We start from the raw sequence: 13783 nt of genomic DNA, 5'->3' as shown, positions 1-13783 counted from the left end.
ATTAAATGCTCACTGCTGGATATCGTATGCCAACCCATTCACTTGATTTTCAGGCTTTGCCCAAAGCAGCGCTGATGCAAATCCGTATTGCTTTATTACCCGTTGTTTTGTTGGTTCCTGTGCTGTTAACAGCGCTGTATTGGCTGATAGCGCTTATTTTTTATCACTTGCCCGACTTATTGCGCAATACGCTTTTGGTCGCCTTGACTCAGCTAGTCATCTTTGTCGCGCTATGGATCGGGCTATCGAAGCTACGCTATCGTTATACGACATATGAGCTCAATGCACACGTATTTGCTGTGCGTACAGGCATCTTTTGGCGTAATGATACGCGTGTGACCCGTGCGCGGGTGCAATACGTTGATATTCAGCGCTCGCCACTGGCACGGCGATTAGGCTTGGCCACGTTGACCGTGTTTACTTCTGGTTCAGCTTTGCCCGCAATCAAACTCGCTGGCTTGTCACTCGAAAGTGCGGAAGAAATTCGTTATACATTGATCGAGCGTGATCGTGCTTAAAGGCATTAATATCAAGCAGAATGAATCTCCGCAAGAAAGCGTATCTACTGCGGGCCACATCTGTTCGGATGATCTGGCGACAGTACTGGGCGCGCATGATATGCGCCGCCTCCATCGGCATTCGTGGCTGTTTATCCTCACGGGGCTGGTGATTCAGTGGATTTTTCCTATTTCTATTGCATTGTGGTCGCAGTTCCATAATGTACAGACGTTGTGGGTGGTTGTGGCGATTGGCTTGTTCATTGTGCTGGGTTCAGTACTTCATTTTCTCACTTACCGTTTTTGTATCCACGATGGTGACGTAGTGATCCACTATGGCATCCTGTTCCGCATGACGCGCTATGTACCACTGCACAAAGTGCATAATGTGACTCTGCACCGTACGTTATTACACCGTTGGCTTGGTGTTGCGGAAGTGCGGCTTGAGTCGGCGGGTAACGGTAAGCGCTCGGAAGCACTGCTGCGGGTGTTATCACTTGATGATGCGCGTGCGTTTGAGCGCCTGATTGAGCAGTATCATCATGCTGATGAGCGTGCTCAGGAGAGCGATAATCTATTGCCACTGTCGCATATGGAGGTGCTGCGTTATGGGCTAATCAGCAATGCAGGGCTGGCATGGGGTGGCTTTCTGACGCTGTTGATGGTGATGCTTGGGGTTGATGATTGGCTGAGTAATGATATGCCCAAGATGGTCGTTGAAGGTGAGCTGTGGCATCAGGCAAGCTTTTGGTGGCTGAGCGCATTGGTAGTAGTCGCTACTATTGTGCTGCTTGGCAAGTTCTCAACCATTCTTGCCGCTTTTCTCGGGCATAGCCATTTTTATTTGAGTGACAGCGATAGCCATATCACCCAGCGCCGCGGCTTGCTGACTAAAGTTGAAAGCCATGTGCCACGTGAAAAAATCCAGTGCTGGCGTATCGTACAAAATCCATTTCACCGCTGGTTGCGACGTTATGCGCTGCACATTGATACTGCGGTCACCGCTGTGAAGCTAAAAAACGGTGGGTCACGAGGAATTCGTGAGTTGGTACCGCTTGCAGACGTGGAAACGATGGGTGAGTTACTCAAGCGCTGGACGCATACCAACCCACTTGAGCGGGCAATCAATCCACTGCACCCTAAAGCTGATCGGCGCATTTTTATCCGCTATAGCTTGCTATGGTTGGTGATGCTGGCATCACTTGCGTTTTTGTGGTGGCTTTTTCAAGGTGAGCATGAGGGCAGCGTGATCTACTACTGGACGCTATTTGGGCTATGGTTAGCGTTGTTACCCCTGAACTACTTTGCCGCTTGTCGCCGCGTTGCATTTGCCGGTTGGCAACTTGAGCGTGATGGCTGGTTAATTTAGCGGGATGGCTGGCTGTGGCGGCGCTGGTATATGGTTGATGTAGCCCACATTCAGGCGGTGCAAATCAACAGTAATCCGTTCGATCGGCACTATAAAATGGCCAACCTGCTCGCCGACACACTTGGCGCGGCAAAGCTCAATGCACCGATGCAGCTGCGCTACTTGCCGCGTGCGCATGCTTACGCATTGCTACAGATTTTGCAAAGCCATCAATAGAATGTAAAAAAGCCGCTGCTTGTAGGCAACGGCTTCAGAGAGCGAGACTGAATTAGTGGTCTGCATGCTCGTTTACAAAGGACAGAGTGGCGGTGTAGCCAATTTTCTCACCTTTGTCCTGCTCGTCTTTTGGCGCATCAATGCTGTGGTGGACGGCGAAGACGTTTAGGCCTTTATTGCGTACTTCGACACTGGCTTTGCCGTTTTTGTCGGTTTCGGCAACTACTTCACCTTCGGCGTTCACAAAGTCATTTTCAACCTTGGCATTGGCCAAAGGCTCGCCATTAAAGTACACGATGATGTCGACTTTGTCGCCGGCTTTGCTGTGCTGTACGTCGCTATCCGGTGCAATCAGCAAAGGAACTTCTTTGAGCAGGTTAAGATCCGGCATTTGGCCTTCTTCCATAACGCTAAATGCTGTTTTGATGTAGTGACCGCCGCGCTTGGCATTTTCTACTTCATTTTTTGGCTTGTTGACCCACTCGCCATCGGCTTGCTCGGTCCAGTAGCCATTATCCATAACGTAGGCCACACTGCCGTACTCTGCGCCTGCACCAAAGCTGATGTTTTTCTCATGCTTGTTGAGTGGGATATCGATTTCCTGGCCCAGCGCATCAAAACCTTGGATATAGACGACGTTATCGGGGTTGTAAGGATCATCACTCGCACCTTCACCAAATACAATGGTTGGTTCACCGATACGCTCGGCGACCCATGTACCATGAGCAAAAGTCAGTGGAGTAGCAACAGTTGCCAATACAGCGAGGACTAGATTACGTTTTTTCATTGTGTTCTCCTTTGGAAAGTTTGCAAGTTGATGGTAGAGCAGGAGAAGTGTGAACGCAATATATTTAAGAATAATATTCATTACCGTTTTAGCGGCGCGTGCTACTTTCCAACCAGTGGCGCACAGACTTGGCTCGCTGTGGATCGCTATTGAAGCGTGGCTCTGGTACGAATGCAGAAAATATTTCACAGGCCAGCAGCTTACAGATGTTATCAGCCCAAAAAATGATGTCGTCGCCGTACATCGATAGCACTTGCCCGCGGCCATCAAGAATGAGGAAGCGATGCCCGCAAACAGGGAAAATTTGCGGAATGTCAGGATGGGCTGATGGGTTTCCATCAATTCCATTGCTTTCATAAATCCAGTGAATATAGGATTTAATGGTGTCCAGATCGTCAGGGTAGGCGTAGAACGGGGCGCGATAAATGGGCGAGCTGCCGTCTGTTCCGTAAAGATTGATTGCCGGCTTATCCAGCCCGTTCATGGTGCGATAGTAGTTTTTCAGGTCTTCGGGAAAAGTCATACCGAGTGCTTGCTGGAAATCGTCCAGCGACTGTTCATCGAGGCCATCACGCCATCGTGTACCGGGCTGGATTTGCAGGCCATAGAGATTTGGATCAAGAGTCATTCCAGCCCAGTATGCTTCACTCAGTTCTTTGAGTTGCTCGAAATACGCTAAAGAACCATCGGGATCGGGAAGTGCAGAGAATGGATTAAGTGGCATAGAGTATCCTTGCAATAAATTCTAGAGAGCTAACTTATTGTGTAAGCATTCTATACCATGTGAATATCAATTCTTTGTGGGCGTGATAGAGCAAATATTGAAAGTTGCCGATAAAATCAAAAGGGCACTATATAAGCGCCAGCTGTATCAGCCATCACAGCCACAGTCAACCACCGTACCTGATTGTGCTTTTTCGCCTGAAGTGGCGTAGCCATCATGTTTCCACCAGTCTAATCCGCCGATCAGTTCCTTGACCTGAAAACCGAGCGCGAGCATTTTTATCGCGGTTTTGGTTGAGGCATTACAACCAATGCCGTCACAGTAAGTCACATATACCGGTGCTTTGTCGAGGTGTGCGGGTGTGTCTTGCGAGATCGTGCGGTGCGGAATGTTGATGGCATCTGGAATATGCTCTTTGGCAAAGGCTTCACTGCTGCGTCCATCCACAACCACGATATTTTGCCCCTCGTTGAGCGCGACAAACACATCCCACGAGTCCATTTCATAATTCAGTTTGGCTTGGTAAAACGCCATTTGTTGTATAGGCATGGGTTTGTCCTTAAAGTTTTTTGCCGTAATGATTGAATGCTGTATTGAGGTTAAAGCCCAGTGCGGGGTACAAGTGATTGCCCGTTTCGTTACCGACTTGGGTAGAAATTTTCAATACGGCAATACCCGCATCTCGCGCACGCTGCTCGATGTCTTGCAGCAGAATTTTGCCGATGCCTTGGTTGCGGTGGCTTTTGGCAACGTACAGGTAATTGATAACCCACATCTTGCTTAAGCCAACAGATGAGAAGGTGAAGTAAATTTGTGCGAATGCAATAGGCTGGTCATCTTGTAAGCCGCAAAGGATGATGGATTCGTTGTTTTGCAGGCGTTCCGCGAGAAAAGCTTGTTCCTTTTGCGGGTCAACGCTTGCCTGACAAAAGTCGCGGTAGCCGGAAAATAACCCGCTAACCAAGTCGAGTTCGTCGGTGGTGATTTGTTTGGTGCAATTTTTGGTTTATATAGCAGTACTTATCTGAAGAACTTGACTTATGCATTCAAAACAATATTTGATTATTTCGTTCAAATAATGAATTGTTATTAATTCTGTTTATTTCTGCATTGCAATCCATGATTTTATTATCAATACTAAAAATTCTTGATTTTATCGTAGTAACTTCTCGGTATTTTTCATCCGCTTCACGATTATTTCCTGTTTCATTTAATTTATCAATTTCTTTTTCTAAATGGAAAAATCTCTGCGTTAAAAAATCTTTTTTCATTTTTAATTCCCTGATTTCAAGTTCTAAGAGTCTTATCCTATGTTTATTTTCAAAGTAATATCTTTTTTCCAAATCAGGATCATTGAAGTTTTCATTTTCTCTGAATCTCATTTTATTAGAGAAAAGAGATCGTTTTCTTTGTGTTAATTCTATTTCATTATTTCTTCTTTCAAGGATTTCGCCTACACTTCTTGCTTCATTAATAGTCTTTTCATCAATTTTTTCTTCGAGATAATTGCTGGCATGCTTTATAAATGTATAGGATTTATACATATGAAAAAGTTGGCCTGTTTTATCTTTAAATTCCTTTATTAGTTCTTTTCTTGGCCCTAATGTTTTACCATCAAAAATATGCCACCAATCATCTTTTTCATCATCAGTAATGAAGATTATAGGTATTTCAACATTTTTTGATTTCTCTATAATTTCATTCCAAATAATCAGATCTCCAAAATTATTTTCATTTTTTTTATTATCTTTATACCCAGGAGGAATCTGCTTTTCAAACCTATTTTTACCTTCCTCTTCTATTTTTTCAACGGTTTCTAAATTTAGTGGTTCTCCTATATTTTTTGAAAATAACTCAGCAATTCTTGTTAAAGTATCATCTTTGTTAATTTTTTTACCTTGCTGTTCTGCATTGCTTCTTAGTTCATTACAGATATTTTTCACACAGCTTGAAAAAGCATCAAAATTTTTTTTGCTAACGAAAGGGTGTGATTTATCTTTTTCAAATATACCTTTTATCTCTTCTATTTTCTGTATGGCGTTTTCATAAGCTTTTTTTTGTTCAGATATAACAGTAAGTCTATTAGTGAAAAATTCATTTGCTGTATGATTTGATACCCAAATTCTTTTCTTTAATTTTTCTAGTATTTTCAAAAAGACATTTTTTGTTTTATCTGAATATCTATATAAATTAAGTAGTGTATTAGTATCAAAAACAAATAATGCGTTATCCCATAATTTTTCAATTTCTTCTTCAGATAGACTGAAGTGTTCGGGGAACATTGATTTCATTGTTAATACTCTGTTTTGGAAGAAATATATTATAACTTTGCATAAAATTTAGGTCAATAATTCATATTGTTACTGCTGCGTTTGCCACAGTCTAGCGTAGCGTCCGTTTTGCGTCAGTAATTCGCTATGTGAGCCTTGTTCGATGAGTTGACCGTTGTCGAGAACGATGATTTGCTGTGCAGCGACGATGGTTGATAGGCGGTGCGCGATGACGATGACGGTTTTATTTTGTACCAGTGCATCGATGGCGTGCTGGACGGCGAGTTCGCTGTGTGTGTCGAGTGCGGCGGTAGGTTCATCGAGGATGATGATGGGCGCGTCTTTGAGCAGGGCGCGGGCAATGGAGATGCGTTGTTTTTCGCCGCCGGATAGGTTGTTGCCGATGTCGCCAACGCGGGTTTGGTAGCCATCGGGCAGGCGCTCGATGAAGTCGTGGCATTGTGCGGCTCTGGCGGCGGCGATGATGTCTGCTTCACTGGCATCGGCTCTGCCCATGCGGATGTTGGCGAGGATGGTGTCGTCGAATAGGTACACGTCTTGGAATACGACGGCGATGAGGCGGTTGAGGGTTTCGGGTTCGATGTGGCGGATGTCGATGCCGCCGATGGCTACATTGCCTTGTTGCGGGTCAGCGTAGCGCATCAGCATACGGATGAGGGTGGTTTTGCCACAGCCTGATGGGCCGACGAGTGCGGTGAGTGCGTTGGCGGGGATGTGCAGGTTGATGCTCTCTAGTGCGGTGTCACTTTGTCCGGCGTAGGTGAAGCTGAGGTCGTGGAAGTCAATGTGGTATTGGCTTGGGGTTTGTACGGGTTGCGCTTGCGGTAAGGGTTCGATGTCGCGCAGGTCTTGCAGGCGGTTGTAGCCGGCATGCACCATTTCAAAGATGCTCATCATGCTGAGGAAGACGCTGAGCGGTTCGGCAAAGCGGATGATGGCGACCATTAGGGCGGTGAGCAGCATCAGCGATATGTCGCCGTGGCTGACTTGCCATAGGCCAAGTGCGACGACGAGCAGCATGCCGATTTCGATGGCAGACGCGAGTAGTAAATTGGGTACGGATTCGTCGCGCAGGGATTTGATTTGCAGGTCTTCGACGGCTTTGGCGGCGCTGATGAAACGCGCGGATTTGTCTCCAACGCAGGTGGCGGCTTTGAGGACGGGCAAGCCTTGGGTGTATTCGACGATTTCGGCATTGAGGTGACTGCTGGCAGCAGCTTGTTCTGCTTTGTGGCGGGTCATCATCGGGCGTACCCACAGGTAAATGGGGATGACGGCGGGAAAGAGGATAAGCAAGGCAAGCCCCAGTCGCCAGTCAAAGAATAGGGCGACGAGTGCGACGACAGTGGGCGTGACGATGGCGGCAACGAGCATCAGAGATACGGTCATGGTGTAGTTGATGACGTCATCGACGTTGCCGGCTATGGTCGCGGCGGTGTTGCCTGAGCGGCTGCGGTAGAGGTCTTGCAAGGGAATGCGGCGCAGATGTTGCCCGAGTTGGTGGCGAAGGTCGTTGCCGGCGCGGGCGGCGTGGCCGTTGTAGTCGTAATCGCGGCTGTACCAGTCGCCAATGCTGGCAACGAGCATGAGTATAGTCATGACGATTAGCCATGTGACGATGCTGCGGCCGTCCTGTGCGGCGACGGCATAAAACAAGGGGATAAAACAGGCAAAAACCAGTCCGCGCAGTGTCGCCGTGATGCAGCCGAGTAACATACTGCGCTTGAGTGCCGGTGCTTGTTCGCCGGCAGTGCTGAATATCATGTGGGGCAGGTTGGCGAAGGCTTTGCTGTTCATGGATTGTCCTTAGGCTTTGTGCAGTACGGTGGTGCAGAATTGGCGGTCGACGGGTTCGCCGCTTTTGCTGATAACGTGGTCGTTTGCGTAGTGGTGAGCGTGTACGGTGAACGGAGTTTGCGCGACGAGGCGCTCAATGTCTGCTTCATCGTAGAGGGTGAAGCCGTAGCGACTGAACGGCAGGCTGATCATGAAATCTTTGCAGCCGTAGGTGAGGCAGACCAGTGCATCAGTAGCAAGGATGTCTGATAAGGCGTTGAGAAATTCGGCGGGTTGCGGCCAAAAATACAGGGTATTGACGCTGAACAGGCGCGCGAATGGTTGCGGAAAATTAGGCAAGTTGTCGCCGTCGTATAAATAGAATGTGGCATTGGCATGTGGCTGCTGTTCGCCGCGCTGGTGCATGGCTGGCGAGAGTTCCAAGCCGCTGTAGTACAAGTCGGGTTGTTGGGTGAACAGGTAATCGAGGTGGTCTGCACCGCCGTGCCCGATTTCAAGGACGTGCTGCCCTGCTTGCAGTTGCAGGTGGTCGATGGCGTGATGAATCATGGTGCGGTTGCCGTCCGCCATCGCGTCGCCGACTTGTGCGGCTTGCTCACCGCTCGGGCAGGCGAGTTGTGCTGCAAGGGCTTGCAGTTCGTAGTGGCTGAGAGGATTATTGGGCTTACTCATGTTACTTCCTTACGCGGTGCGTATTTGCCAGTTTTGCGCTTGTTGATACGCTTGCCACAGTTCGGCATATGCGCCGTTTTGTGCGAGCAACTCGCGTGGTGCGCCAGCTTCGACCAGTTTTCCGTCAGCAAAGACGAGGATTTGGTCGGCGTTTTGAATGGTGGCGAGGCGATGCGCAATCATCAGCACGGTTTTGCCCTGCATCAGATTGGCGAGTGCTTTCATCAGCAGTGCTTCGTTCTCTGCGTCGGCAAAGGCAGTGGCTTCGTCAAGCACCAGTATCGGGCGGTTTTGCAGAATGGCACGAGCGATGGTAATGCGCTGACGTTGGCCGCCGGATAAGCTTGCACCACGCTCGCCGACTTCGGTATCGTAACCGTTGGGCAATTCATTGATGAAGTCGTGGCACTGTGCAGCTTTGGCGGCAGCAATCACGTCGTCCATTGTCGCGTCGGGCAGGCCGAGGCGGATATTATCAGTGATGCTGCCGGAAAAGAGGAAATTGTCCTGAAAGACAAACGCGACTTGCTGCATCAGTTCATTGGGGGCAATGTCGCGCACATCCACGCCGCCGACTTTGATGCTGCCGCTGTCCGCATCCCAAAAGCGTGGAATCAGGCGGGCAACGGTGCTTTTGCCTGCACCGGATGCACCGACCAATGCGGTGAAGCTACCGCTTGGCACAGTAAAGCTGATGTCGCTCAAGGCATTGTCGCTACGTTCAGCGTAACGGAAATTGACTTGCTCAAAGCTGACTGAGGCGTCTTGCGGATGTTGTGGTTGTTTACTAATCGGTAGTGGCACGAGGTCGAATACTTCGAGGATACGCGCCACGCTGATTTTTGCTTTTTCAATCAAATGATACAGTGCCATGTATGGCATCATCGCCTCAGCCATGCCGGTGCCGAGCAGTAAGCAGGCCAGCCATGCACTAAAATCAAGGCTATCGTGCCACAGCCAGTACGCACCCGCCCACAGCAGTGCGAGCAGGGTCGGCATCGGATTGAGGATAATCATTGAGAGGCGTGCAGCGGGGCCAGATTGTTTGTACCAGCCGGTAAGAATATTGAGATACTCGTCGAGTGCAGTCTCATAGCGCCCGAATGAGGCTTTACCGCCATCAAAGGTACGCACCACCGGCATCGCCTGCACAAACTCGATTACCGCTTGATTGACCTTTTCGCGCGATTGATTGTATTGCTCGCTCATGTCGCCACTGTTGCGCATTACCATGCCAAGAATAGTCATGCCAATCACCAATACAGCGGCAGCAATCAGTGCCAATCGCCAGTCGATGAACAGCAAAATAACAAAGGTCAGCAGTGGTGCGGCAAAAGAGCGTGCATAAAGTGGCGTGGAATCCGCGACAAAAACGTGCAATTCGCGCACGTCATCCTGAATCACTTTGGTCAGCCCCGCAGAACCTTGTTGTTGAATCGTACCCAGTGGCAGCTTGGCAAGATGGCTGATAATTTGTTGGCGCAAAATTGGCTCAAGGGCAAATGCGGCCAAGTGTGATTGTCTGAATGACAGACCGCGCAGAATGTAGGCGGCAATGGCAAACACCAGTGCCACCCAAAACCATGTCCACTGTACTGCATCGGCAGCAATCGTATCGCGCACCAGCCATGCCAGTGACAGAATCGACAGTAGTGAACACACCACACCACCAACCGCGATACCCATTGCAGTGTAAATACGCGGCTTGATTGGCTCGATGATTTGCCAGTGAGAAGGGCTTTTTTTGCTGCTTTTATCCATCTTGATACCAGTACGGTTATTGATGGATTTATGCTATTGCAGATAACAATCGTTCGCAATAATAAGGTGGAGTCTAATCGGGAAATTTTGGCTGGTGAGTAGGAAACGGTGAAATTATCTTCCGAGTCGCCTATTGTGGCTATAACGGAAAGCGAGCATGGCGGCCAAAGTGGCAATCACAATGGCTGTGAAGATAACGCCTTGGTAGCCAATGGCTTCGGCGAGCGGCAGTGCCACACTAGCGCCAATGGCAACAGCGATAAAGTTGATGCTGATTTGTACGGTGTAATCAGTGCCGGGGGTTGTGCCTTTGGCGGCTTTATCCATCATCAGGGTGTAAAGTACGGCAATGACCAGAGGGTAGAAAATATAATAAGCAGTGAGAGCGAGATAAACATTGACCGTGTTTGCGCTAAAGGCGGCGGGCAGCATGGCGGCGAGCCCGACGATTTGTAGTAATGCAAATCCAATCAGGCAGCGCTTGCGCCCCCAATGCTGTATTAGCCAGCCCCCGAGCAACCCTGTGGCGATGCCAATCACGCCGCCGAGAATGTTGGTGGCAAAGCCGACTTCAGGAAGTGTCCATCCACCATCAACCAGCATTGGTGTCAGAATGGCGTAGGTCATACATAGGCCAAATGGGTAGAAAATACTGAGGATGAACCATAAACTGCGCCCGCGCCAAAAGCTGAATAGACGCATGAATACATCGCGAATAGTCTGTGGGCTCTCAATGGTGCAGTGTGCTGGCTCATGAAAGAACAGCAGTTGTAGCCAACAGATAGCGGTCAGGGCGGCGAGCAGATAAAGCGAACCTTGCCAGCCGATCAAAGGATAGAGCATGAGTACGCCGCCTCCCCCGATGAGGCTGCCGAGCTGTCCTCCCGCCATTTGCATACCGTTGACCAGCCCACGTTCATCATGATGGAACAGGGTAGTGGTCAGTGCATCGGTGGCGATGTCTTGTGTGGCAGAAAGCGTGATGAATATGGCGCCAAGGGTTGCAATGAGGGTTAAATTCTGATCAAGCGATTGTGGGGCAATGATGAGTAGCGTGATGACCATGAGTGCTTGCAAGATCAGCAGCCAGCCACGGTAATGCCCGAGTCGAGGGATGGCGAAGCGGTCAATCAGCGGTGCCCAAAGAAACTTTAGCCCCCACGGTAAGCCGAGCAGGTACAGCCATCCAAGATCAGCGAGGCTGGTGTCACGCTCGCGCAAGATTGCAATCACGGCGACCATGAGAAAACCCATGCCGAGGAGTTGGGTGGTGTAGAGGCTGATGATTAGCATCCAGTGTGAAAGTGGACGTGATGTAGTCACGGTATTTCCCTATTAAGTCGAGATGGAACAGGTCAGATAATGAACCTGTGCCATCAAGTATGCCTAGAAGTGGTAGCGGAAACCAACGCCAACACTGCGGCCTGCACCAAGCGCACCTGCTTTGGCATCTGCACCACTGCCGCCATAGGTGACGGGTATGGCCGGTAAATAGTAGCCATTGAGGGTTTTGCGCTTGCCGAGTAGGTTGGTGCCGTAGAGATAAAGGTCGAGGTGTTCGCTTTCGATACCGAGGCGTGCATCAATTTGGTTATGTGCAGGTAGATTGAAATGGTTTTGCGCGTCCGCAGCGCGTTTACCGGTGTGCTGATAGCTGATAAACGCGGTGTAGTTGCCCTGTCCCAGCCCAAGCGGCAAGGTCGCAGGTTGGCGATATTCAGCAGAAATGCCGCCACTCAGGCGTGCGACGTCCGGTATACGGTTGCCGATACGAATATCCGGTGAGCGACTGTTGTCAGTTTTACCGGTAATGGTAGCATCCGTCCATGCGAGGTTGGCGTCGAGAGTGAGGTTGTCGTTAGCACGCCAGTTTGCCGCGAGTTCGATACCGTGGCTACGGGTGTCGACGTTTTCCGTGGTGTAGGCATAGGATGTTGTCGGGTCAACCAAGACGTAGAGGTGATCACCTTTAGTGCGGTTGTGAAACAGTGCAGCACTGGTACTGAGGCCTTGCTCAGGTAGATCTGCTTTGATACCAATTTCGAAACTGTCGATAGTGGCGGGTTTATATGGTGTAGCAGGCTGGCCGCTACTGATGCTGGTGTCCCAGTCGCTAAAACCGCCAGCTTTATGACCACGTGCGTAAGTGGCATAGCTGCGCCAGTTGTCGGTGATGGCATAACTCAGGCCAAGGCGACCGGTAACCGCGTTGTCACTGATGCTTTGCACATCTTGCTGTGCGCTGGCACCCGGCATGAGATAGGTTGGATTAGGAGTCCAGTCAGCCTGATAGTCTGTGTGTTCATGGCTATAGCGCAAGCCGGCGGTTAGGTCGAGTTTATCCAATACTGGATAAGTGAGTTCACCAAATACAGCTGCACTATCGGTGCGGAAGTAGTGGTCAAATTGTGCGTTGAATGGGTCATAGGCACTGTTCGGGTCGTTACTTTTCCCTGCGCGGGAATAGGTGCTGCGTTTGCCGTGCTCGTAGTTCACGCCAGCAGTCCAGAAAAATGGTGCATCGTCGTTGCTACCAATACGTAGCTCTTGAAACCAATGCTGTTTGTCGCCTTTGCCATGCGTCTCTGTATGCAATGCTTGGCCGTAAATGCGGTGAGATATGCGCCAGTCATAGCTTGGTATTCTGCTTGAACTGCTGTATTTGCCCCAGCCTGTGGTGCTGTGTAAGTAGAAATTGTCAAATTCGTGATGCCAGTTGAGGCTGAGGTTGCTGTGGTTTGCGTTGTCTGCCATTAGCCCAGGCGTTATCGCTATCACGGCTTCGTTACCGAGTAAGCTGTTTGCCGTGGCAAAGTTGCGTAAGCGGTGGTGCTCGCCGCTGAATAAAATATCGTCCCGCTCGCCTTGCCAACGCAGGCCGAGGCGAGCATTAAGTGCATTGGGCTTCGTTAGCGGCTTTCCGTCAATATGATTGGTATAAGGGTGCTCATCATGGCGGTATTGCAAGGCAAGGCGGGCGCTGGTTTGCTCATTTATCGGGGTATTGAATACCGCTTCACCTTGGTAGTGCCCGTTGTTGCCGATTTCTGCGCCAATATGATATTCGTTGAATAATTCGGGCTGGTTGGGCTTGAGGTTGATGACACCTGCTTCGCTATTGCGTCCGTACAGTGTGCCTTGAGGACCTTTGATAATTTCGATGCTTTGCATGTCAAACAGATCGCTGCCAGTTTGAAGCAGGGATAGTGGTATGCCGTTTTGGTAGAGAACGACTGATGAGTCGTCGAGGGTGACTTTATTCAGAGCGCCTACACCGCGCATTCTGATTGCCGCTTGTCCGGTACCGCCATAGGATTTGAGATTGACGCCGGGAGTTTGCGTCAGCACGCTTTCCAGTGAGGCAAAGGCATGGTTATCTATGGTGCTGTCCGTGATGGTATTGACCGTCAGTGGGAGATCGAGAGCTTGTTCGGGACTGTGGCGTGCGGTGACAGTGATTGGGGCGAGCTGATATGCGGTGGTGTTGTTAGCGTAGGCACTGGCAGGCAGGCTGCTGTACAGCAGGCTAGCAATTGTGATGGAAAGTAACTGGCGTGAGGGCAAAGTGACCATGGCGCATCCTTTATGAAAAAGTAATGTGAATCATTATTTTTCCATGACCGATACCGTACCCGAGGGAAAATAAACGTACAGGCGGGAATTTTTGTA

At 49.6% G+C, this 13783-nt stretch carries 13 protein-coding genes; 3 read left to right on the top strand and 10 right to left on the bottom strand.

Going from position 1 to position 13783, the window contains the following annotated elements; translation table 11 throughout:
* Window positions 1-26 precede the first annotated feature (26 nt).
* The 3 genes from KRX19_01800 to KRX19_01790 are packed head-to-tail and all read left to right on the top strand — an operon-like array spanning window position 27 to window position 2082.
* Window positions 27-518 carry a PH domain-containing protein gene (locus tag KRX19_01800; protein MBV7433745.1) on the top strand — a complete coding sequence of 164 codons (492 nt, stop codon included), beginning with the start codon at window positions 27-29 and terminating at the stop codon, window positions 516-518.
* Complete coding sequence (locus KRX19_01795; GenBank protein ID MBV7433744.1) at window positions 511-1866, top strand: PH domain-containing protein; 1356 nt, start codon at window positions 511-513, stop codon at window positions 1864-1866. Before KRX19_01800 ends, KRX19_01795 begins: the two co-directional genes overlap by 8 nt.
* Window positions 1867-1896: 30 nt before the next feature.
* Window positions 1897-2082: a PH domain-containing protein gene (locus KRX19_01790; protein ID MBV7433743.1), complete on the top strand. Its 186-nt coding sequence runs from the start codon at window positions 1897-1899 to the stop codon at window positions 2080-2082.
* A gap of 52 nt (window positions 2083-2134) precedes the next feature.
* Here KRX19_01790 and KRX19_01785 read toward each other — a convergent pair whose 3' ends face one another.
* From KRX19_01785 to KRX19_01740, 10 genes are all read right to left on the bottom strand, one after another.
* A complete protein-coding gene (locus KRX19_01785; protein MBV7433742.1) occupies window positions 2135-2869 on the bottom strand; it encodes a DUF4198 domain-containing protein in 735 nt (244 codons plus the stop codon).
* Between the two features lie 88 nt (window positions 2870-2957).
* Window positions 2958-3593, bottom strand: a complete 636-nt coding sequence (locus tag KRX19_01780; GenBank protein ID MBV7433741.1) for an SMI1/KNR4 family protein — start codon at window positions 3591-3593, stop codon at window positions 2958-2960.
* Window positions 3594-3740: 147 nt separating this feature from the next.
* Window positions 3741-4142, bottom strand: a complete 402-nt coding sequence (locus KRX19_01775; GenBank protein MBV7433740.1) for a rhodanese-like domain-containing protein — start codon at window positions 4140-4142, stop codon at window positions 3741-3743.
* A 10-nt stretch (window positions 4143-4152) separates the two neighbouring features.
* A complete protein-coding gene (locus KRX19_01770; GenBank protein MBV7433739.1) occupies window positions 4153-4557 on the bottom strand; it encodes a GNAT family N-acetyltransferase in 405 nt (134 codons plus the stop codon).
* Between the two features lie 82 nt (window positions 4558-4639).
* On the bottom strand, window positions 4640-5884 hold the full coding sequence (locus KRX19_01765; GenBank protein ID MBV7433738.1) for a DUF4935 domain-containing protein: 1245 nt from the start codon (window positions 5882-5884) through the stop codon (window positions 4640-4642).
* Window positions 5885-5953: 69 nt separating this feature from the next.
* Window positions 5954-7648 (bottom strand): ABC transporter ATP-binding protein/permease, encoded by a 1695-nt coding sequence (locus KRX19_01760; GenBank protein ID MBV7433737.1) that lies wholly within the window; start codon window positions 7646-7648, stop codon window positions 5954-5956.
* A gap of 42 nt (window positions 7649-7690) precedes the next feature.
* Entirely contained in the window at window positions 7691-8353 is a 663-nt protein-coding gene (locus KRX19_01755; GenBank protein ID MBV7433736.1) for a class I SAM-dependent methyltransferase, read from the bottom strand.
* Window positions 8354-8362: 9 nt separating this feature from the next.
* Window positions 8363-10114: an ABC transporter ATP-binding protein/permease gene (locus KRX19_01750; GenBank protein MBV7433735.1), complete on the bottom strand. Its 1752-nt coding sequence runs from the start codon at window positions 10112-10114 to the stop codon at window positions 8363-8365.
* 114 nt (window positions 10115-10228) lie between these two features.
* The gene (locus KRX19_01745; GenBank protein ID MBV7433734.1) at window positions 10229-11437 is read right to left on the bottom strand and encodes an MFS transporter; all 1209 of its coding nucleotides are present in this window, start codon (window positions 11435-11437) and stop codon (window positions 10229-10231) included.
* A 63-nt stretch (window positions 11438-11500) separates the two neighbouring features.
* On the bottom strand, window positions 11501-13687 hold the full coding sequence (locus KRX19_01740) for a TonB-dependent receptor (GenBank protein MBV7433733.1): 2187 nt from the start codon (window positions 13685-13687) through the stop codon (window positions 11501-11503).
* Between the last annotated feature and the right edge of the window lie 96 nt (window positions 13688-13783).

The sequence above is a fragment of the Cardiobacteriaceae bacterium TAE3-ERU3 genome (genome assembly GCA_019218315.1).
Classification (GTDB): domain Bacteria; phylum Pseudomonadota; class Gammaproteobacteria; order Cardiobacteriales; family Cardiobacteriaceae; genus JAHUUI01.
The sequence above is the reverse complement of the archived record's forward strand: the minus strand, read 5'-3'. Positions and strand labels throughout refer to the sequence as shown.

Excerpts from the sequence above, each read along its gene's own strand:
- KRX19_01780 (MBV7433741.1), bottom strand. The coding sequence starts at position 3,593 with ATGCCACTTAATCCATTCTCTGCACTTCCCGATCCCGATGGTTCTTTA.
- KRX19_01750 (MBV7433735.1), bottom strand. The coding sequence starts at position 10,114 with ATGGATAAAAGCAGCAAAAAAAGCCCTTCTCACTGGCAAATCATCGAG.
- KRX19_01765 (MBV7433738.1), bottom strand. The coding sequence starts at position 5,884 with ATGAAATCAATGTTCCCCGAACACTTCAGTCTATCTGAAGAAGAAATT.
- KRX19_01755 (MBV7433736.1), bottom strand. The coding sequence starts at position 8,353 with ATGAGTAAGCCCAATAATCCTCTCAGCCACTACGAACTGCAAGCCCTT.
- KRX19_01790 (MBV7433743.1), top strand. The coding sequence starts at position 1,897 with ATGGTTGATGTAGCCCACATTCAGGCGGTGCAAATCAACAGTAATCCG.
- KRX19_01800 (MBV7433745.1), top strand. The coding sequence starts at position 27 with ATGCCAACCCATTCACTTGATTTTCAGGCTTTGCCCAAAGCAGCGCTG.
- KRX19_01760 (MBV7433737.1), bottom strand. The coding sequence starts at position 7,648 with ATGATATTCAGCACTGCCGGCGAACAAGCACCGGCACTCAAGCGCAGT.
- KRX19_01785 (MBV7433742.1), bottom strand. The coding sequence starts at position 2,869 with ATGAAAAAACGTAATCTAGTCCTCGCTGTATTGGCAACTGTTGCTACT.
- KRX19_01740 (MBV7433733.1), bottom strand. The coding sequence starts at position 13,687 with ATGGTCACTTTGCCCTCACGCCAGTTACTTTCCATCACAATTGCTAGC.
- KRX19_01775 (MBV7433740.1), bottom strand. The coding sequence starts at position 4,142 with ATGCCTATACAACAAATGGCGTTTTACCAAGCCAAACTGAATTATGAA.